General features: G+C 59.4%; 21 protein-coding genes. 5 read left to right on the forward strand and 16 right to left on the reverse strand.

Translation table 11 applies throughout. The features are described from left to right. Positions 1-6: 6 nt before the first annotated feature. The 12 genes from tolA to ACM6IM_RS28335 form a co-directional block, all read right to left on the reverse strand. Positions 7-1,086, reverse strand: a complete 1,080-nt coding sequence (tolA, locus tag ACM6IM_RS28280; RefSeq protein ID WP_192305567.1) for a cell envelope integrity protein TolA — start codon at positions 1,084-1,086, stop codon at positions 7-9. Next, entirely contained in the window at positions 1,086-1,538 is a 453-nt protein-coding gene (gene tolR, locus ACM6IM_RS28285; RefSeq protein WP_192306394.1) for a protein TolR, read from the reverse strand. Before tolR ends, tolA begins: the two co-directional genes overlap by 1 nt. Before the next feature lie 23 nt (positions 1,539-1,561). Continuing rightward, complete coding sequence (gene tolQ, locus ACM6IM_RS28290; RefSeq protein WP_192305565.1) at positions 1,562-2,257, reverse strand: protein TolQ; 696 nt, start codon at positions 2,255-2,257, stop codon at positions 1,562-1,564. Then, positions 2,247-2,714 carry a tol-pal system-associated acyl-CoA thioesterase gene (gene ybgC, locus ACM6IM_RS28295; protein ID WP_414866909.1) on the reverse strand — a complete coding sequence of 156 codons (468 nt, stop codon included), beginning with the start codon at positions 2,712-2,714 and terminating at the stop codon, positions 2,247-2,249. Before ybgC ends, tolQ begins: the two co-directional genes overlap by 11 nt. A 128-nt stretch (positions 2,715-2,842) precedes the next feature. Then, positions 2,843-3,904 carry a Holliday junction branch migration DNA helicase RuvB gene (gene ruvB / locus ACM6IM_RS28300; RefSeq protein WP_201193459.1) on the reverse strand — a complete coding sequence of 354 codons (1,062 nt, stop codon included), beginning with the start codon at positions 3,902-3,904 and terminating at the stop codon, positions 2,843-2,845. Further along, positions 3,905-4,519, reverse strand: a complete 615-nt coding sequence (gene ruvA, locus ACM6IM_RS28305; RefSeq protein WP_192305559.1) for a Holliday junction branch migration protein RuvA — start codon at positions 4,517-4,519, stop codon at positions 3,905-3,907. A 114-nt stretch (positions 4,520-4,633) separates the two neighbouring features. Continuing rightward, on the reverse strand, positions 4,634-5,158 hold the full coding sequence (gene ruvC / locus ACM6IM_RS28310) for a crossover junction endodeoxyribonuclease RuvC (RefSeq protein WP_192305557.1): 525 nt from the start codon (positions 5,156-5,158) through the stop codon (positions 4,634-4,636). 138 nt (positions 5,159-5,296) lie between these two features. Then, on the reverse strand, positions 5,297-6,043 hold the full coding sequence (locus ACM6IM_RS28315; protein WP_414866910.1) for a YebC/PmpR family DNA-binding transcriptional regulator: 747 nt from the start codon (positions 6,041-6,043) through the stop codon (positions 5,297-5,299). 123 nt (positions 6,044-6,166) lie between these two features. Then, on the reverse strand, positions 6,167-7,942 hold the full coding sequence (gene aspS, locus ACM6IM_RS28320) for an aspartate--tRNA ligase (RefSeq protein WP_201193465.1): 1,776 nt from the start codon (positions 7,940-7,942) through the stop codon (positions 6,167-6,169). A 111-nt stretch (positions 7,943-8,053) separates the two neighbouring features. Beyond that, positions 8,054-8,275: an FmdB family zinc ribbon protein gene (locus ACM6IM_RS28325; RefSeq protein ID WP_010457489.1), complete on the reverse strand. Its 222-nt coding sequence runs from the start codon at positions 8,273-8,275 to the stop codon at positions 8,054-8,056. Between the two features lie 136 nt (positions 8,276-8,411). Then, positions 8,412-8,750 (reverse strand): ribbon-helix-helix domain-containing protein, encoded by a 339-nt coding sequence (locus ACM6IM_RS28330; RefSeq protein ID WP_192305551.1) that lies wholly within the window; start codon positions 8,748-8,750, stop codon positions 8,412-8,414. 260 nt (positions 8,751-9,010) lie between these two features. Then, on the reverse strand, positions 9,011-9,478 hold the full coding sequence (locus ACM6IM_RS28335; RefSeq protein WP_201193467.1) for a Dps family protein: 468 nt from the start codon (positions 9,476-9,478) through the stop codon (positions 9,011-9,013). A 306-nt stretch (positions 9,479-9,784) separates the two neighbouring features. Between ACM6IM_RS28335 and ACM6IM_RS28340 the strand changes: the two genes are divergently transcribed. After that, a complete protein-coding gene (locus tag ACM6IM_RS28340; RefSeq protein WP_414866911.1) occupies positions 9,785-10,387 on the forward strand; it encodes a cold shock domain-containing protein membrane protein in 603 nt (200 codons plus the stop codon). Between the two features lie 62 nt (positions 10,388-10,449). Here the strand turns inward: ACM6IM_RS28340 and ACM6IM_RS28345 are convergent, their stop codons facing one another. Further along, a complete protein-coding gene (locus ACM6IM_RS28345) occupies positions 10,450-10,656 on the reverse strand; it encodes a SlyX family protein (protein ID WP_192305545.1) in 207 nt (68 codons plus the stop codon). A gap of 3 nt (positions 10,657-10,659) precedes the next feature. Continuing rightward, positions 10,660-11,085 carry an HIT domain-containing protein gene (locus ACM6IM_RS28350; protein ID WP_414866912.1) on the reverse strand — a complete coding sequence of 142 codons (426 nt, stop codon included), beginning with the start codon at positions 11,083-11,085 and terminating at the stop codon, positions 10,660-10,662. 900 nt (positions 11,086-11,985) lie between these two features. Here ACM6IM_RS28350 and ACM6IM_RS28355 point away from each other — a divergent pair. Next, positions 11,986-13,326, forward strand: a complete 1,341-nt coding sequence (locus ACM6IM_RS28355) for an OprD family porin (RefSeq protein ID WP_192305541.1) — start codon at positions 11,986-11,988, stop codon at positions 13,324-13,326. 76 nt (positions 13,327-13,402) lie between these two features. Here ACM6IM_RS28355 and ACM6IM_RS28360 read toward each other — a convergent pair whose 3' ends face one another. Together ACM6IM_RS28360 and ACM6IM_RS28365 are read right to left on the reverse strand one after the other, a co-directional pair. Then, the gene (locus tag ACM6IM_RS28360) at positions 13,403-14,245 is read right to left on the reverse strand and encodes a mechanosensitive ion channel family protein (RefSeq protein ID WP_192305539.1); all 843 of its coding nucleotides are present in this window, start codon (positions 14,243-14,245) and stop codon (positions 13,403-13,405) included. Between the two features lie 191 nt (positions 14,246-14,436). Beyond that, the gene (locus ACM6IM_RS28365) at positions 14,437-14,922 is read right to left on the reverse strand and encodes a YajQ family cyclic di-GMP-binding protein (RefSeq protein WP_003193880.1); all 486 of its coding nucleotides are present in this window, start codon (positions 14,920-14,922) and stop codon (positions 14,437-14,439) included. A gap of 140 nt (positions 14,923-15,062) precedes the next feature. Here ACM6IM_RS28365 and ACM6IM_RS28370 point away from each other — a divergent pair, with 140 nt between their 5' ends. Genes ACM6IM_RS28370 through ACM6IM_RS28380 form a run of 3 tightly spaced genes read left to right on the forward strand, consistent with a single transcriptional unit; the run spans position 15,063 to position 18,632 of the window. Next, on the forward strand, positions 15,063-15,980 hold the full coding sequence (locus tag ACM6IM_RS28370) for a putative 2-dehydropantoate 2-reductase (protein ID WP_414866913.1): 918 nt from the start codon (positions 15,063-15,065) through the stop codon (positions 15,978-15,980). Between the two features lie 46 nt (positions 15,981-16,026). Beyond that, positions 16,027-18,063 (forward strand): sensor histidine kinase, encoded by a 2,037-nt coding sequence (locus tag ACM6IM_RS28375; protein WP_192305535.1) that lies wholly within the window; start codon positions 16,027-16,029, stop codon positions 18,061-18,063. A gap of 2 nt (positions 18,064-18,065) precedes the next feature. Then, on the forward strand, positions 18,066-18,632 hold the full coding sequence (locus ACM6IM_RS28380; protein ID WP_414866914.1) for a cob(I)yrinic acid a,c-diamide adenosyltransferase: 567 nt from the start codon (positions 18,066-18,068) through the stop codon (positions 18,630-18,632). The last annotated feature ends 94 nt before the right edge of the window (positions 18,633-18,726 follow it).

Below are 18,726 nucleotides of genomic sequence, written 5' to 3' on the forward strand. Positions count from 1 at the left end.
GGTTTCTCACAAGGCTAGATCCTCAGGTGTGAATGTCATCTTGAATGAACGATACGGAGCGAAATCGCTCGGCTTCATTCCCTGCATTTCTGTCAAACGTCCAATATTCTTCACCGCGGCCACGGCCGATGCGTCAAACGGACCGTCACCACTGGACTTGGCCACGCTGACCGAGGTCACCGTGCCGTCCGGCAACATGCCGATCTGCAACACCACCGTCATGCCCTTGCGCGCCGACGGCGGGCGAGCCCAGCCTTCCGCTGCACGAGCGCGGATCAGGTCATCGAAACTGCCGGCGACTTCGTCACCCTGCTCATCCGCCAAGGCCTGCTGACGTTGGGGCGTATCGGAAAGCAGGTCTGCCAGGGCCTGAGCCTTTTTATCCTCGGCAGATTTACGTGCCGCATCCTGCGCTTTCTTCTTCGCAGCATCGGCAGCCGCTTTCTTCTTCGCGTCCTCGGCGACTTTCTTCTTCGCCTCTTCAGCTTCGGCTTTCTTCTTGGCGTCTTCCGCGGCTTTCTTCTTCGCGTCTTCGACGATCTTTTTCTTCGCTTCTTCAGCGGCCGCTTTCTTGGCCTCTTCTTCAGCAGCCTTCTTGGCTTCTTCCTCGGCTTTCTTCTTGGCTATATCAGCCAATTGTTTCTCTTCTGCCTTCTTGGCCTCGGCGGTCTTCTTCGCTTCATCGGCTTTCTTGGCTTCGTCAGCCTTTTTCGCCTCTTCCGCTTTCTTCGACTCGTCGGCCTTCTTGGCTTCCTCGGCCTTTTGAGCCGCTTCTTCTTTCTTTTGTTCCGCAGCCTTTATCGCTTCCTGCTCGACCTTCTTCTGTTCCATCTGTTCGACTTCAGTCTGGCGCGCAGCGGATTTCTTCGCCTCGCCCGCAATCTTCTGATTGGTCTGGGTCGTTGCCTGACTTTTCGATTTCAGCTGGTACAAGGTGGCCTGGACGATCGGCTTGGCCGGCGGCAGCTCCGGTGTGAAGGCGAAACTGACGAACAACATGCCGAAAACCAGCACGTGCAAGCAAATCGCCCAGACACTGGGCCAGAAGTAGCTTTCCGAGGCTGTTGGCTCTCGCTGTTGCTGCATCAGGGTGCCTCGGTAATCAGACCAACGTTACCGACCCCGGCTTTCTGCAGCCCGCCCATCGCCCCCATGACGGCACCGTAATCGACGGTCTTGTCACCACGAATGAACACCTGGGTGTGCTTGCCGCCCTCGTTGCCGGCACGAATGATCTTGGTCACCGCATCCGTCATCTGCGGCAGGGTCATGGCGCGATCCTGCTGTTTTTCGGTGTCGACTTCGCTGCCAAGGTTCCAGTAGTAGGTCTTGTCAGCCTTGATCGAAATGGTCAGGACCTGAGTGTTGTTGTCCTGCGGCAAGGCTTCGCTGGAAACCTTGGGCAGATCCACTTTCACGCCCTGGTTGAGCATCGGCGCGGTCACCATGAAAATGACCAGCAGTACCAGCATCACGTCGATGTATGGCACCACGTTCATCTCGGCGACCGGCTTGCGCTTGTTGCGGGCTCGAGCGATTAAAGCCATTGGAAAATACCTGCTTAGTCTTCGCTGGTGTGCACTTTGCGGTGCAGGATCGCCTGGAATTCATCGGCGAAGGTGTAGTAGCGGCTGATCAGCGTTTCGCTGCGGGCGGCGAAACGGTTGTAGGCGATAACGGCCGGGATTGCGGCGAACAGGCCGATGGCGGTCGCGATCAGGGCTTCGGCGATACCCGGGGCCACGGTGGCCAGGGTCGCTTGCTGGGCAGTGGCCAGGCCGCGGAAGGAGTTCATGATCCCCCAGACCGTACCGAACAGACCGATGTACGGGCTGACGGAACCGACAGTGGCCAGGAATGGCAGGCTCTGTTCGAGCTTTTCTTCTTCACGGGAGATGGCAACGCGCATGGCACGGGCCACGCCTTCCATGACCGCTTCCGGGTCAACGCCTGGCTGCTGGCGCAGACGGGAAAACTCCTTGAAACCGGCACGGAAGATCTGTTCCACGCCCGAATCCGGATCGGGGTTGCTGCCGGCCTGACGGTAGAGTTTGGACAGGTCGATACCGGACCAGAAGCGCTCTTCAAAGCTCTCCAGGGCACGTCGACCGGCGCGCAACAGGTTGCTGCGCTGAAAAATCATGATCCATGAGGTCACCGATGCGGCTACCAGGGTCAGCATCACCAGTTGCACCACGATACTGGCATTGCTGACCAGGCTCCACATGGAGGAATGGTCGACGACGTTAGCTTCCACGCTTTATCTCCTGCTTTGAGTGTGTACCCGCGCCGCTCACGTCGGCAAAGGCCGCACGTAGAGTTTCGGGAATGGCCCGGGGTTTCAAACTGTTGGTGCGCACACAGGCCACCAGGAACTGCCCTTCGCAGAGCAGCGCATCATCCGTAGCCCGCCTGACCTGCTGTTTGAAGCGCAGGCTGACACGGTTCAATTCGATTACTTCAGCGCTTACCAGCAGCTCGTCGTCCAGTCGCGCCGGCGCGTAGTAGCGCGCTTCGCTGGAATGCACGACAAACAACAGGTCCTCCCCTGCCAGCTGGGATTGGGCAAAGCCCAGCTCCCGGAGCCGCTCGGTTCGAGCCCGTTCCATAAACTTGAGGTAATTAACGTAATACACGATGCCGCCGGCATCGGTGTCCTCGTAATAAACGCGACAACGATGTGCGAACGGCTCAAGCCCGTTTTGCGCGCGCATACTCTAGTGCTTACTCCTCAGGTTGCCAATCCGGCCAGGCAACTGTTTTTCATGGTTCTGCGGCTTTACCGGAGAAAGTACGGTCCTAGGACAGCACAATGCCCGAAAAATCAGCACGCAGACGTTAATTAATCGTCAGCACCGTCAAGAAACTCGTCTACCACGGGCATTTCGCCCAATCGTGACGGAATGTTTAAGCCAAAATGCAGGTACGCATGCCGTGTGACGACCCGCCCCCGGGGCGTGCGCATGATGTAGCCCTGCTGAATCAGGTAAGGCTCCAGCACATCCTCGATGGTATGGCGCTCCTCACTGATCGCGGCAGCCAGGCTGTCGACACCGACCGGCCCACCATCGAACTTCTCGATCATGGTCAACAGCAGGCGCCGGTCCTGGTGATCGAAGCCACGCTCGTCGACATCCAGCAGGTTCAAGGCGAGGTCGGCAATCGGCTTGGTGATATGGCCCTTGCCGCGCACTTCGGCGAAGTCGCGAACCCGGCGCAACAGCCGATTGGCAATCCGTGGGGTGCCACGGGCGCGACGGGCGATCTCGAAAGCCCCGTCCGGGTCCAGCGGCAAACCGAGGATATTGGCCGAACGGCCGACGATCGTGGCCAGGTCGGCCGTGCTATAGAACTCGAGCCGCTGGACGATGCCGAACCGGTCTCGCAGCGGGTTGGTCAACATGCCGGCACGCGTCGTCGCGCCCACCAGGGTGAACGGCGGCAAGTCCAGCTTGATCGAGCGCGCAGCCGGCCCTTCGCCAATCATGATGTCGAGCTGGAAGTCTTCCATGGCCGGGTACAGCACTTCTTCGACGATCGGCGACAAGCGATGGATTTCGTCGATGAACAGCACATCGTGCGGCTCGAGGTTGGTCAGTAGCGCAGCCAGGTCACCCGGGCGCTCAAGGACAGGCCCGGAGGTGCTTTTGATCGACACGCCCATTTCCTGGGCAATGATGTTTGCCAGGGTGGTCTTGCCCAGGCCTGGCGGACCGAAGATCAGCGTGTGGTCCAGGGACTCGTTACGCCCGCGGGCGGCCTGGATGAACAACTCCATTTGCTCGCGAACGGTCGGCTGGCCAATGTACTCCGCCAGGCTGACAGGACGAATCGCCCGGTCCTGGACTTCCTCGCGCTCCCGAGGCACGGGCGAGGCGGTTATCAGACGATCAGCTTCAATCACTTAGATCATTCCCTTCAGGGCACGACGAATCATGTCTTCACTGCTCAAACCTTTCTCCTTGATCGCGGACACCGCCTTGCTGGCCTCCTGGGGCTTGTAGCCCAGGGAAATCAGCGCGCTGACCGCGTCGGTTTCGGCGCTGGCGACCGGGGCCACGTCCGGCCCGCCCGGCTGGTTGGGCACCAGGGCGAACATCGCCGGCACGGTTTCCCATGCCTTGAAGCGGTCCTTGAGCTCCACCAGCAGACGCTCGGCGGTCTTTTTGCCAACGCCCGGCACCTTGGTCAGCGCCGAGGTGTCCTGGGACTGCACACAACGTACCAGCTCATCCACTTCCAGGCTCGACATCAAGGCCAGCGCCAATTTCGGCCCGACACCATTGAGACGGATCAACTCACGAAAAAAGTCTCGCTCACGCTTGCTGGCGAACCCATAGAGTAACTGCGCGTCTTCACGCACGACCAAATGGGTGTGCAGCGTCAGCGGTTCACCGACCGACGGCAAGCGATACAACGTGGTCATGGGTACTTCCAGCTCGTAGCCCAGGCCGTTTACATCCAGAATCAGGTGCGGCGGCTGTTTCTCAGCCAGGGTGCCGCGCAAGCGTCCAATCACGTTACAGATCCTTGAGCGTTGGCCAGGGTGTTACTGGCGACTGACAGAACAAGGGTTTCACGCCGACAACACAGGCGCAAAACCCTCATTCCGGAAAAATGATTGCTGATGCTATCAGAGACGCAGGCGTCCGCCACGACTGCGTGCTGCGCCCAGGCCATGAGGCAGCAGGCTGGAACGGGTGTGGGCATGGCAAATGGCGATGGCCAGGGCATCGGAGGCATCGATCTGCGGTTTGCTGGTCAGTTTCAGCATGTGCATGACCATCATCTGCACTTGCTCCTTGTTGGCCGCGCCCGTGCCGACCACCGCCTGCTTGACCTGTGTTGCGCTGTACTCGGCGATTTCCAGGCTCTCTTCGGCCCCCGCCACGATGGCCGCCCCACGGGCCTGCCCCAGCTTCAGGGCGGAGTCGGCGTTGCGTGCCATGAACACCTTTTCGATGCCCATGGTCACCGGGTGGTAGGTCTGAATGATTTCCCGCACTCCGCGGTAAACAATCTGCAGGCGCTCATGCAGCTCACCGGCGCCAGTGCGGATACAGCCGGAGGCCACGTACTCGCAGCCACGACCGGTATCGCGCACCACGCCGTAACCGGTGATGCGCGAACCAGGGTCGATACCAAGAATTAAAGTCATAACGCCTGCGATCAACTAAACAAATAACAAATGTGGGAGCGGGCTTGCTCGCGAATACGGTTTCACATTCGGCAACCATGTTGCCTGAAAATCCGCTTTCGCGAGCAAGCCCGCTCCCACAAGTATGCCCGGCGGTACTTACCCGAGCTGCGCAGCCACATCTTCCGGGATGTCCGCATTGGAGTAGACATTCTGCACATCATCGAGGTCTTCGAGCATATCGATCAACTTGAGGACTTTCTCGGCGCCCTCCAGATCAAGCTCGGCGCTGGTGGTCGGCAGCATCACGATTTCCGCATCCTGCCCCTTGAAGCCCGCAGCTTCCAGGGCGTTGCGCACGGCGTAGAAACCGGCGAACGAGGTGAACACATCGATGGAGCCGTCTTCGTGGGTGACCACGTCATCGGCATCGGCTTCCATCGCCGCTTCCATCAGTGCATCTTCATCCACGCCGGCGGCAAAGGAAATCTGCCCCTTGCGCTCGAACAGGTAGGCGACGGAGCCGTCGGTGCCCAGGTTGCCGCCACACTTGCTGAACGCATGGCGAACAGCCGCCGCCGTGCGGTTGCGGTTGTCGGTCATGCACTCGACCATCACCGCGACGCCGCCCGGGCCGTAGCCTTCATAGGTCAGTTCGACCATGTCGTCGGTGTCGGCCGCACCCGCACCACGGGCGACGGCGCGATCGATGATGTCGCGACTCATGTTCGCCCCCAACGCCTTGTCCAGCGCCAGGCGCAGACGCGGGTTGGAGCCCGGATCGCCGCCGCCCTGACGGGCCGCGACAGTCAGCTCACGGATCCACTTGGTGAAAATCTTGCCTTTCTTGGCATCCTGACGTTCTTTGCGGTGCTTGATGTTCGCCCACTTGGAATGACCTGCCATAACTCGCTCCGAATGCTCTTTGAAACATTACCCGCCACGCCCAGAGGCGCCGGCCGGCAAACAAAAAATCTCGACCTGTGCATAAAGAAAAGGCGCATCCGAAGATGCGCCTTCAGGCCCCTCTTACTCAGCCTTTGGCGTTTCGCGCAAACGAATGTGCAATTCGCGCAAGGCCTTGGCATCCACCACACCCGGCGCTTGCGTCATGACGTCGGCAGCACTCTGGGTTTTCGGGAAGGCAATCACTTCACGGATGGACTGGGCGCCGGTCATCAACATCACCAGGCGGTCCAGGCCGAAGGCCAGGCCACCGTGCGGCGGGGCGCCGTATTTCAGGGCGTCGAGCAGGAAGCCGAACTTCTCTTCCTGTTCCGCCTCGTCGATACCCAGCAGGCGGAACACCGACTGCTGCATTTCCTTGCGGTGGATACGGATCGAACCGCCACCCAGCTCGGTGCCGTTCAGGACCATGTCGTAGGCACGGGACAGTGCGGTGGCCGGGTTGGCCTCCAGCTCCGCCGGGGTGCACTTCGGCGCGGTGAACGGGTGGTGCAGCGCACTGAAGCTGCCGTCGTCGTTCTCTTCGAACATCGGGAAGTCGACGACCCACATCGGCGCCCACTCGCAGGTCAGCAGGTTCAGGTCGTGACCCAGCTTGATCCGCAACGCGCCCAGGGCCTCGCTGACGATCTTGAACTTGTCCGCACCGAAGAACACGATGTCGCCGTCAACCGCACCAACGCGATCGAGGATCACGTTGAGGTTGGCCTCGGGAATGTTCTTGACGATTGGCGACTGCAGGCCTTCGACGCCTTTGGCACGCTCGTTGACCTTGATGTACGCCAGGCCCTTGGCACCGTAGATGCCGACGAACTTGGTGTACTCGTCGATCTTGCTGCGCGGCATGCTCGCCGCACCCGGTACGCGCAGTGCAGTCACACGGCATTTCGGGTCGTTGGCCGGGCCGCTGAAGACCTTGAATTCAACGTCCTTGAGCTGGTCGGCAACGTCCACCAGTTCCAGCGGGTTACGCAGGTCCGGCTTGTCGGAACCGTAGCGACGCATGGCTTCTTCGAACGTCATGTGCGGGAAATCGCCGAACTCCAGATCCAGCACTTCCTTGAACAGGTTGCGAATCATGCCTTCGGTCAGGCCCATGATGTCTTTTTCATCGAGGAAGCTGGTTTCGATGTCGATCTGGGTGAATTCAGGTTGACGGTCGGCACGCAGGTCTTCGTCGCGGAAGCACTTGGCGATCTGGTAGTAACGGTCGAAGCCGGCCACCATCAGCAGTTGCTTGAACAGCTGGGGCGATTGCGGCAAGGCGAAGAACGAACCCGCGTGGGTACGGCTCGGCACCAGGTAGTCGCGGGCGCCTTCCGGCGTCGCACGGGTCAGGATCGGCGTCTCGACGTCGAGGAAGCCGTTTTCGTCCAGGTAGCGACGGATGCTGGTGGTCATGCGCGAACGCAGACGCAGCTTCTCTGCCATTTCCGGACGACGCAGGTCGAGGAAGCGATAGCGCAGACGGGTTTCCTCGCCAACGTCAGAGAACTCGTTGAGCGGGAACGGCGGGGTTTCCGCTTCGTTCAGCACTTCCAGTTCGTAACCCAGCACTTCGATCATGCCCGACGCCATGTTGGCGTTGGTGGCACCGGCCGGACGCAGGCGCACCTTGCCGGTCACCTTGACCACGTATTCGCTGCGCACACGGTCGGCGACGGCGAAGGTCTCGGCGCGATCCGGGTCGAACACCACCTGCGCCAGGCCGTCACGATCACGGATATCGAGGAAAATCACCCCACCGTGGTCACGGCGACGGTGAACCCATCCGCAAAGGGTAATTTCCTGGCCGTCCAGGCTTTCGTTCAGTTGGCCGCAATAATGGCTGCGCATCATGGTCGTGGTTTCACTTCTCGTAATTCGAAATTCGGTTGGAGGCCTTGCGCACTTCAAGTGCTGAAGAATGCTGCAAGAGCTCGCACGTGTCGTTCAATCGGGTTGCAGACCTTAGTCGGCTTTATCGCCACCGGCCAGATTCTTCTTGGACCCGGTCTTGAAATCGGTTTCGTACCAGCCGGTGCCGCTGAGGCGGAAACCCGGCATCGACAGCATTTTCTTAAGCTCTGGCGCCTGGCAGGCAGGGCAGTCGACCAGCGGTGCTGCGCTGATCTTTTGAATGGCTTCCAACTGATGACCACAGGAAGCACATTGATAGTCGTACATCGGCATGGGGGTTGTCTCGGCGATCAGAATGCTACCGCACACGCTGGGTCTTGCGGCAAAGAGCGGGATTATATCCATTAAATGCGGCCTGTGCAGCCGTAACACAGCACAGACCGACACTTGATGCGCGGCACCGTCAGCGCTACGCCAGGACACCGCCTCGCTCCTCGTTGCGGCTGTGCACGACGCAGACGACCCGGACCAATCCGCTGAAATTTTTCACCCCGCCGTGGCGCAAATGCACTTCGCGATCGACATGGGACAACAGGGCGCTGACGGAACAGCAATTGATTTTCGCCATTTCCCCCAGGATATCCCAATAAACCTGCTCAAGCCGCAAACAGGTGGCAAAACCATTCAAGCGAACCGACCGCGATAACGGCTGGGCCAGCCCCATATCGAACTCACTGACAAACGGGTCGATCCTTACATCCTTTAATGGACCCAACCTTCCTTCATTTAATCTGCCGTCATAAACCATACTGCTGACACTCCTTTGCCATCTCTGGTTTCTATAAAAGCCATGTTGCGGGGCTTATAAAACCGCAGGTGCAAAGTTATATCCAGATGACTTTATGACCGTCGACGTAGGATAAGCCAACACCAAGAGGCAGATCACGGAGACCGTCCTAGTCTGGACAATTTCCCACAGAGCGGAGCGTGAGTTCCCGCAGGAACAGGTACAAGAATACAGCGCGCGAACCACACCGGCCCGGTGTGTTCCGCGCGCCATGGGGGCTGTCAATCCAGCAAGGCACGCAACATCCACGCAGTTTTCTCGTGTACCTGCATGCGCTGGGTCAGCAAGTCGGCGGTAGGCTCGTCGCTGACCTTGTCCAACAGAGGGAAGATCCCCCGCGCCGTACGTGTGACCGCTTCCTGCCCTTCGACTAGTTGCTTGATCATCTCATCTGCAGTGGGCACACCCGCCTCTTCCTTGATTGAAGAAAGACGCGCATAAATCGAATAGGCGCCCGGTGCTGGAAAACCCAGCGCGCGAATACGCTCGGCAATCGAATCGACCGCCAGCGCCAACTCGTTATATTGCTCCTCGAACATCAAGTGCAGGGTCCGAAACATCGGACCGGTGACATTCCAGTGGAAGTTATGGGTTTTCAAATAAAGTACATAAGTGTCTGCCAGCAGACGCGAAAGTCCGTCGACGATGGACTTGCGGTCTTCTTCACTGATACCGATATCGATTGCCATGCTTTTCCCCTAACGGTGATGAATTCATCCAACAGGTGCAGGACCACTCTAGCAAGACCGTCGCGCAATCACAGCCCGGATTGCGCCCGCCGCCTGTGACAAATCGCCCCGAGACACCGCTGGACACCCTGATTTGAGTAGCCGCGAGCTTTGCTGTTAAATAGACAACGTGTCGTCAACGCCTTTTTTTCCGGGCGCTGCGCATAGGCTGAAGCCTGGTGCGTGTCCAACGCCTCTCATTGTTTCGAAGCGAACCGTGCCCGATCAGCTCTTCCTTGTGATCCGCCTGAACGTGAGTTAATCAAAATGTTGAAAATCGTCCACCTCCTAATGGGCGCAGCAGCCTTGCTGCTGTCCTTCATCCCCAGCCTGCGGTCCGAGGCTGTTCCTTACCTGCAACAACCCGATGCACTGTACCTGGCCTTTTTCGGCCTGCTCAACCTGACCCTTGCACCCGTGATTCCTCACTGGAACAAAGGTCCGCGTCACCAGTTGCAGAACCTCGTCAGCGCCCTGCTGGTACTGGCGGTCGTCCTGCAAACCCTGACACTGTTCGCGCCAATGCCGGTCATTGCCGGTCAGCCGGCCGTGCTGTTCAGCCTGGTCGCTGCCCTGATCGCCGTTTTTCTGCACCTGGGCGTCAGCTTCTACAAGTCGTCCCCGACCGCCGTCTCGCCTAGCTATGACATGAGCAACCGCGATACCGGTACCGTCAAGTGGTTCAACACATCCAAAGGCTTCGGCTTTATTTCCCGTGACTCCGGCGATGACATTTTCGTGCATTTCCGGGCCATTCGTGGTGAAGGCCACCGCGTTCTGGTCGAGGGTCAGCGCGTGGAGTTTTCCGTCATGAACCGTGACAAGGGCCTGCAGGCCGAAGACGTGATCGCCGCACTGCCGCGACGTTGATCCGAGGCTGAAAAAAACCGCGAGCAGCCCGGCTGTTCGCGGTTTTTTTTATGCGCAGTCGTTCAGTAATGCGGAGGCGGCGCTTCCTCTTCAAACACCCCGAACTGTCCGGCCATCTCCTCTTGCCGCTTGAGCAAGGCGGCCATTTGCAATTGCAGGCGCTCAACCGCCCGCTGCTGTGTGGCCAGCACATCACTCAGCGCCTGGATGGTGTCATCCTGAAACGCCAGCTGGGTCTCCAGATCGGTAACGCGTTCTTCCAGGCTCATGACTCAACCCTCCAGAAACGTGAAATCTTCGGTCAGGATCAGGCGCAGCCGCTCGCGTATCGTCGCGACCTGTTGCGCCGTATACGGCCGGGCCGGGTGCTTGCCCCATACCGGGGCCGGCCAGGCGGCATCCTCGCGCTTGCGCACGATCACGTGCATGTGCAATTGACTGACGACGTTACCCAACGCCCCGACATTGAGCTTGTCGGCGTCAAACGAATCCTTGAGCAGCTCCGCCAGCACAGTGGTTTCGCGCCATAGCTGCTGCTGGTCGGCGGCATCGAGCTGAAATATCTCGCTGATGTCGGCGCGGCGCGGCACCAGGATGAACCAGGGGTAGTTCGAATCATTGGACAACAGCAACCGGCTGAGCGGGAAATCGCCGATCGGCAGCGTGTCGTGTTGAAGTCGTGGATCTAAAGCGAACACTGTGTGCACTCCCGGTCTTGATCATTTCAGCTTAGCGCTCGCCCCGAGAGACGGCGCGCCAAGCGACAGGACGGCAGCATACCTGCGAATAACGCCGGTATCACGACGAACACGTTCCTATCCGGCCATCACCGGCAAACCATGCCCCGGCATGAGACATTTTTCCTGTGGACGCACCATTCCAGCACCGGGCGCCATACGAAACAGACGAAAATGACCCGAAAACCGGGGCCCGTTCACTTTTCACCACAGCGACAACTGTGTGAAATCGGTACAGCAAAAAATATTTTTTGCACCAAAACCGCACAGTGCGTCTACGCTCAGTGCGTCGGGCATCCGCCAATTACTCACTAAAGGGGTGAACCGGTAACGTTTTTCGTTGTCGCGTCGCTGAACGGCTGCGCTGAACACGATGCAAACCATGGCGTCAAGCCCCTTCAAAAGGTGCTTGTAACCCCCGGTTTTATGAGGTTTTTACGCTAACGGGCGGGCGTTCGGAAAAAAAAACAGCGAATTGCCAATTTGTGCACGCTTGTTGCATTCACACCTACATCGCCTTCAGAGCCTCCGCCGGACGTGGAAGCCCAAAGGCAATAAAAACAGTGGCAGGGTTGCCCGATGGAGATTCAAACGCTGCACCAAGGACTCTTTTCAACCGATGCTCAAGCCCTGGAAAACAGCGCTGTAGTTGCCATTCCTATTGCATTGGGGCTGTAAATTTGCGACATCTACCAAGCCATTTGCGACAGGGTCGTAAAGAAGCTGAAAGGTTAGATACGCAAGTATCGCCAATAGAGTCGGCGTGATATAAGTTTGCGCCGACACAAAAAGAAAGAGCCGCCCAGATAAAAAAACAGGTGGGACGGCAGTACTCTTCTAAAACCAAAGGAGCAAATCACGATGCGCGTGATGAAGTGGAGCATGATCGCACTGGCAGTTGCAGCAGCCGCCAGTACTCAAGTGGCAACGGCAGCACCTTTCGTAAGTGACCAGGCTGAAGCCAAAGGTTTTGTTGAAGACGCAAAAGCAGACATCCTGCTGCGCAACTACTACTTCAACCGTAATAACAAAGACGGCGGCAACGACCAGAAAGACTGGACCCAAGGTTTCTGGGGCAACTTCAGCTCCGGTTATACCCAGGGCACTGTCGGCGTCGGCGTTGATGCCTTCGGCTACCTGGCAATCAAACTGGACGGTGGCGACGGTACCGGCGGTACCGGCAACATGCCTGTAGGCGCCAACGGCGTTCAGGACAGCCAGGGCAAGGCCGGTGGCGCTGTTAAATTCCGCGTATCGAAAACCGAGCTGAAAGTCGGCGACATGCAGCCAAGCACTGCTCCAGTGTTCGCTGTCGGCGGTTCCCGTATCCTTCCTCAAACTGCCAGCGGTTTCCAACTGCAGAGCAGCGAAGTCAAAGACCTTGACCTCGAAGCCGGTCACTTCTACTCGTCGACCAGCCAGGACCGCAACTCCCGTGACGGCGGCCTGTTTGCAACCTACGCCGGCACCGAAGCCAACACCATCGACTACTTCGGTGGCAAATATGGCATCACCGACGCACTGAGCGTTTCCCTGTACGGCGCCAAGCTGGAAGACATCTGGAACCAGTACTACGCCAACGCCAACTACACCATCCCAATGGGTGGCGATCAGTCCCTGAACCTGGACGGTAACATCTACCGCACCTCGGACACCGGTGACTCCGAAGCTGGCGACATCAGCAACACCACGTACTCCCTGGCGGCTGCTTTCTCGTTCCTGAAAGCACACACCCTCACCGTAGCCTTCCAGAAGGTCAATGGTGATACGCCGTTCGACTACATCGGCGTGGGCAAGAACAACCGTGGTGGCGACTCGATCTTCCTCGCCAACTCCATCCAGTACTCTGACTTCAACGGTCCGGAAGAGAAATCTGCCCAGATCCGTTACGACCTGAAAATGGCTGAGTACGGCGTTCCTGGTCTGAGCTTCATGACCCGTTACGTGAAAGGCTGGGACATCGACGGTACCGGCCTGGCGGCCAACAGCGTATACCGTAAATCCAACGGTGACCCGCTGTACGGTGCTGACGGCAAACACAACGAAACCAACTTCGAAGCCAAGTACGTTGTTCAGACTGGCCCGGCAAAAGATCTCTCCTTCCGTATTCGTCAAGCATGGCACCAGGCTAACGCTGACCAAGGCGAAGGCGATATCAAAGAGTTCCGTCTGATCGTCGACTACCCGCTGTCGCTGTTGTAATCGCATCCAGTTAGTTTGCGGTAACAAACAAAAAGGCCCATCTTCGGATGGGCCTTTTTTGTTACATGTTTGTTACTTACTGCACTGCCGATTCCTGCACCACTCGAATCACACGTTGTGGAAACGGGATATCGATACCGGCCGCTTTCAATCGATCACGGGATTGTTCATTAAACATGAACATGACATCCCAGTAATCCGCCGTCTTGACCCACACTCGCAAGGAAACAGTAATCGAGCTATCGCCCAGGGTAGAAATAACCGCCTGGGGTGCCGGCTCGGTCAGGATGCGTTCATCCTTGGCCAGGTCCAGTAACACCTGGCGCGCCTTCTGCAAGTCCGCTTCGTAATCCACCCCCACATCGAACACCACCTTGCGGGTGGGTTGACGGTTGGTGTTGGTGATGATGCCGTTCGACAGGTTGCCGTTGGGCACGATGATGGTCTTGTTATCACCGGTGCGCAGCACTGTGTGGAAAATCTGAATGCTGTCGACCGTGCCGGCCACGCCCTGGGCTTCGATCCAGTCACCGATACGGAACGGGCGGAACAGCAGGATCAGCACGCCACCGGCGAAGTTCGCCAGGCTGCCCTGCAACGCCAGACCAATGGCCAGACCTGCGGCACCGATCGCAGCGACGAAAGAGGTGGTTTCCACGCCGATCATCGAAGCCACGCTGACGATCAGCAACACCTTGAGCACGATGTTTGCCAGGCTGCTGATAAAGCCTTGCAACGCCAGGTCGGCATTGCGCAGCGCCAGCAGGCCACCGAGTTTCTGCGTGACCTTGTTGATCAGCCACCAGCCAATGGCCAGGGTGATGATCGCCAGCAACACGCGGCTGCCGTACTCCATGATCATCGGGATCCAGGCTTGGGACGCCTTGACCAGGTTGTCCACTTCAGCGTTCAAGTCCATCTACGTTCTCCTGATTTCCGGCCATCCGGCACACGAAAAATAAGCGGCAGAAAAATGCCGTCGAGTTACACACGACCGGGGTGGGTGGCAGCGAGCCCGCTCGCGAAGCATTGCGTCATTCAGCACCAAGGGTGACTGACAAGCCGCTTTTCGCGAGCAGGTTTCGCTCCCACAGGTTCCCGCCTGAGAGGTCAGTCGCGGAAGTTGTTGAACTGCAGGGGCATATCGAACGTCTTGGCGCGCAGGGCCGCGATGGCTTCCTGCAAATCGTCGCGTTTCTTGCCGGTCACGCGCACTTGCTCACCCTGGATGGCGGCCTGGACCTTCAGCTTGGCATCCTTGATGTGAGCGACGATTTTCTTCGCCAGCTCCTTGTCGATGCCTTCCTTGAGAACGGCTTCCTGCTTCATCAGCTTGCCCGACGCATAGGCGTCCTTGACTTCCAGGCACTGCACGTCGATTTTGCGCTTGACCAGGGCCAGCTTGAGGATCTCAATCATGGCTTCAAGCTGGAAATCGGCTTCTGCGGTGAGGTTGACGGTCAGTTCCTTTTCCTTGAACTCGAAGCTGCCTTTGCCTTTCAGGTCATAACGACGGTCGAGTTCCTTGACGGCGTTCTCGACGGCGTTGGTGACTTCGTGTTTGTCCAGTTCGGATACCACGTCGAACGACGGCATGTAATTTCTCCAATAAAGGGCGCGCTCAATCACGATGGAGCACACCTGGCTTGCGGTTAAAATCCGCGCTGATTATAACGGGTCTTTCCCATCATTCACTGCGAGCCCTCGATGCGCGCCTCAAACAGAGCAAAAAGCTGATGTCCACCTCCTGGCATGTGCTGGGCGCCGGCAGCCTTGGCACCTTGTGGGCCACGCGCCTGGCGCGGGCCGGAATACCGGTCAGGCTGATCGTGCGCGATGACGCGCGGTTGCAGGCCTATCGGGCGGCGGGCGGGCTGACGCTGGTGGAACAGGGCGAGGCGCACACCTGGGACATTCCCGGTGAAACGGCCGACAGCGGCGAGCCGATCAACCGACTTCTGGTGGCCTGCAAGGCCTACGATGCCGAGCAAGCGGTCGCCCGCCTGGCGTCACGCCTGGCCCCCGGTGCTGAGCTGATTCTGCTGCAGAACGGCCTCGGCAGTCAGGACGCCGTCGCCGCACAGGTGCCGCACGCCCGCTGCATCAGCGCATCGAGCACCGAAGGTGCATTTCGCGAAGGCGACTGGCGCGTGGTGTTCGCCGGCCATGGCTATACCTGGTTGGGGGATGCCGGGCATCCGGTGGCGCCTATCTGGCTGGACGACCTGATCGCCGCCGGTATTCCCCACGCGTGGAGCATCGACATCCTCACCCGGCTATGGCGCAAACTGGCCCTCAACTGCGCGATCAACCCGCTGACCGTGCTGCACGATTGCCGTAATGGCGGCTTGCAGGATCATCATTGCGAAGTCGCGACCCTCTGCCGGGAACTGCGCGAATTGCTGGAGCGCTGCGGTCAGCCGGCCGCGGCCGAGGATCTCCAGCAGGAAGTCGAACGGGTGATCCACGCCACCGCCGCCAATTACTCCTCGATGTACCAGGATGTCGCGCAGGGGCGCCGCACCGAAATCAGCTACCTGCTGGGCTACGCCTGCAAAACGGCCGCACGGCATCAGCTGAACCTGCCGCACCTCAACCAGTTGCAGCAGCGGCTGATCGCCCATCTGCACAGCCTCGGATTGCCCAGCGACTGAGCAGCGGCTACGCTGGCCACTTGTTCCTTGTGCAGCGATCACACTGATGCCATTGCGCCAGCGCCTTGAAAACCTTCCGGTCGGCCAGAAACTGCTGGCTGCCCTGTTGGTGTTGTTGACCACCGTTCTGCTGGTCGCCAACCTGACCTTCATCAGCGCCGCGTACTACATCTCCCAGGAAAGCATGGCGCCCCAGGCCTTGCAGACCATCGGCCGGCTGGTGTCCAACCCGAGCCTGGTGTCCGAAGCCCTGCAATCCCCGCAAAGTGCCGAACGCCTGCTCAACGAGCTCAACAGTTATTCACCCCTGCGCGCAGCGGCGCTGTATGACGGCAAGGGTGAACGCCTGGCGCAGTTGCAGCATGGCGACAAACTCAAGTTGCCCGAGCGTTATCGCCACATCGAAGCCTGGCAAGCCACTGAGTTCCGCAGCAATCAGTTGATCACCCTGCCCCGCCCAGGCACCGCGCCCGGTCATTTGCTGCTGGTCGCCAGCAGTGAGTTGCCGATGGCGTTCTATACCGGGACCCTGACCGCCAGCCTCGGCATCCTGATCTTCAGCGTACTGTTGTGGCTGATCATCGCCCGGCAGATCAAGCGCCTGATCACCCGGCCGATCCATCAGCTGGAGGAATTGTCGCGGCAGGTGACCCGCGAAGAGAATTACGCCCTGCGCGCCTCGCGCGGCAATCATGACGAAATCGGCAGCCTGGCCGAGGCCTTCAATACCATGCTCTCGCGCATCGAGGCCCGGGAGCAGCAACTCAAACGGGCGCGGGACGATTCCCAGGCGGCTTATGACCAGGCCCAGGGGCTGGCCGAAGAAACCCGTCACACCAACCGCAAGCTGGAACTCGAAGTCCAGGTGCGCAGCAAGATCGAAAAGAAACTCACCGGGTTCCAGAACTACCTCAACAGCATCATCGACTCCATGCCGTCGGCGTTGATTGCCCTCGATGAGCAGCTCTACGTGACTCAATGGAACCAGGAGGCCAGCGCCCTTTCGGGCACGCGCCTGGACGAAGCCTTGAATCAACCGATCTTCCTCGCGTTCGAACCGCTCAAGCCGTTTCTGCCGCAACTCAAGCAGACCGTCGAGCAGCACACGGTGGCGAAGATCGAGCGCGTGACCTGGCTGAAGGACGATGAGCCCAAGCACTACGCCCTGACCTTCTACCCGCTGATGGGCGGCGCCGGGCGCGGCGTGGTGATCCGGATCGACGACATCACCCAGCGCCTGTCCCTGGAAGAGATGATGGTGCAGTCGGAAAAAATGCTCTCGGTCGGCGGGCTCGCCGCCGGCATGGCTCACGAAATCAACAATCCGCTGGGAGCGATCCTGCACAACGTGCAGAACATTCGTCGGCGCCTGTCCACGGAACTGCCGAAAAACCTCGAACAGGCCGAGCAGATCGGCATCGAGCTGGATACGGTCAATGAGTACCTGCGGGCCCGCGAAGTGCCGCAGTTGCTCGACGGCATCCAGCAAGCCGGTGCACGGGCCGCGAAAATCGTCACCCACATGCTCAGTTTCAGCCGCCGCAGCACCCGGCAGATGGCGCCGTGCGACCTGCCGGCGCTGATCGACCAGGCCGTGGAAATTGCCGGCAACGATTTCGACCTGGCGATCGGCTTCGACTTCAAGGGCCAGGCGATCATTCGTCAGTTCGATCCGACGCTGGGCCCGGTGCCCGGCACCGCCAACGAGCTCGAGCAAGTGTTGCTGAACCTGCTGAAAAACGCCGCCCAGGCGATTCACCAGCGCGAAGATGACAGCGAGCCGGGACGGATCATCCTGCGCACCCGACTCAATCCACCCTGGGCGGAAATCCAGGTCGAGGATAACGGCATCGGCATGAGCGAGAACGTGCGCAAACGCACGTTCGAGCCGTTCTTCACCACCAAGGAAATCGGCCAGGGCACCGGGCTTGGGCTGTCGGTTTCGTACTTCATCATCACCAACAATCACAAGGGCCAGATGGAAGTTCAGTCGACCCTGGGCCAAGGCACCTGTTTCACCTTGCGCCTGCCCCTGACGAGCACCCCGCTCGTCTCTCAAGAACTCAATCAGCTTTCGAGGTAACCATGGGTTTTCGCTTGTCGAAGATTTACACCCGCACCGGCGACACAGGCGAGACCGGACTGGGCGACGGCCGTCGCGTCCCCAAGGACCATCCGCGGATCGAGGCGATCGGTGAGGTGGACACGTTGAACAGTCAGTTGGGCGTGCTGCTCGCCGGGCTGGAGACGGCGAGCCTGGACGAAGTGAGCGCAGTGCTGGCGCCCTGTCAGCATCGGTTGTTCGACCTGGGGGGCGAATTGGCGATGCCGGAATACCAGGCGCTGAACCTCGCGGAAATCGAGCGTCTGGAAACAGCGATTGATGTGTGGAACGAGGAGCTGGGGCCACTGGCGAATTTCATTCTGCCCGGTGGCTCGATGCTGATTGCCCAGGCCCACGTATGCCGCAGCCTGGCGCGCAGCGCCGAGCGACGGTGTCAGCACTTGAATGCGCTCGAACCCCTGGCCGGGGTCGGGCTGGCCTACATCAATCGACTGTCGGATCTGTTGTTTGTGGCAGCGCGGGTGATTGCCCGGCGCCAGGGGGTGGCGGAAATACTGTGGCAGCCGGCGGCGAAGCCTGAGCATTGAGTGGCGCCTGCCAGGCCCTCACCGCGAGCGGGCTCGCTCCCACAGTGGTTCACACTCCATTTTGGGAGCGAGCCCGCTCGCGATGTGACCGGGC

Origin of the sequence: Pseudomonas sp. IT-P12 (genome assembly GCF_949767465.1) — a bacterium.
Lineage (GTDB): Bacteria > Pseudomonadota > Gammaproteobacteria > Pseudomonadales > Pseudomonadaceae > Aquipseudomonas.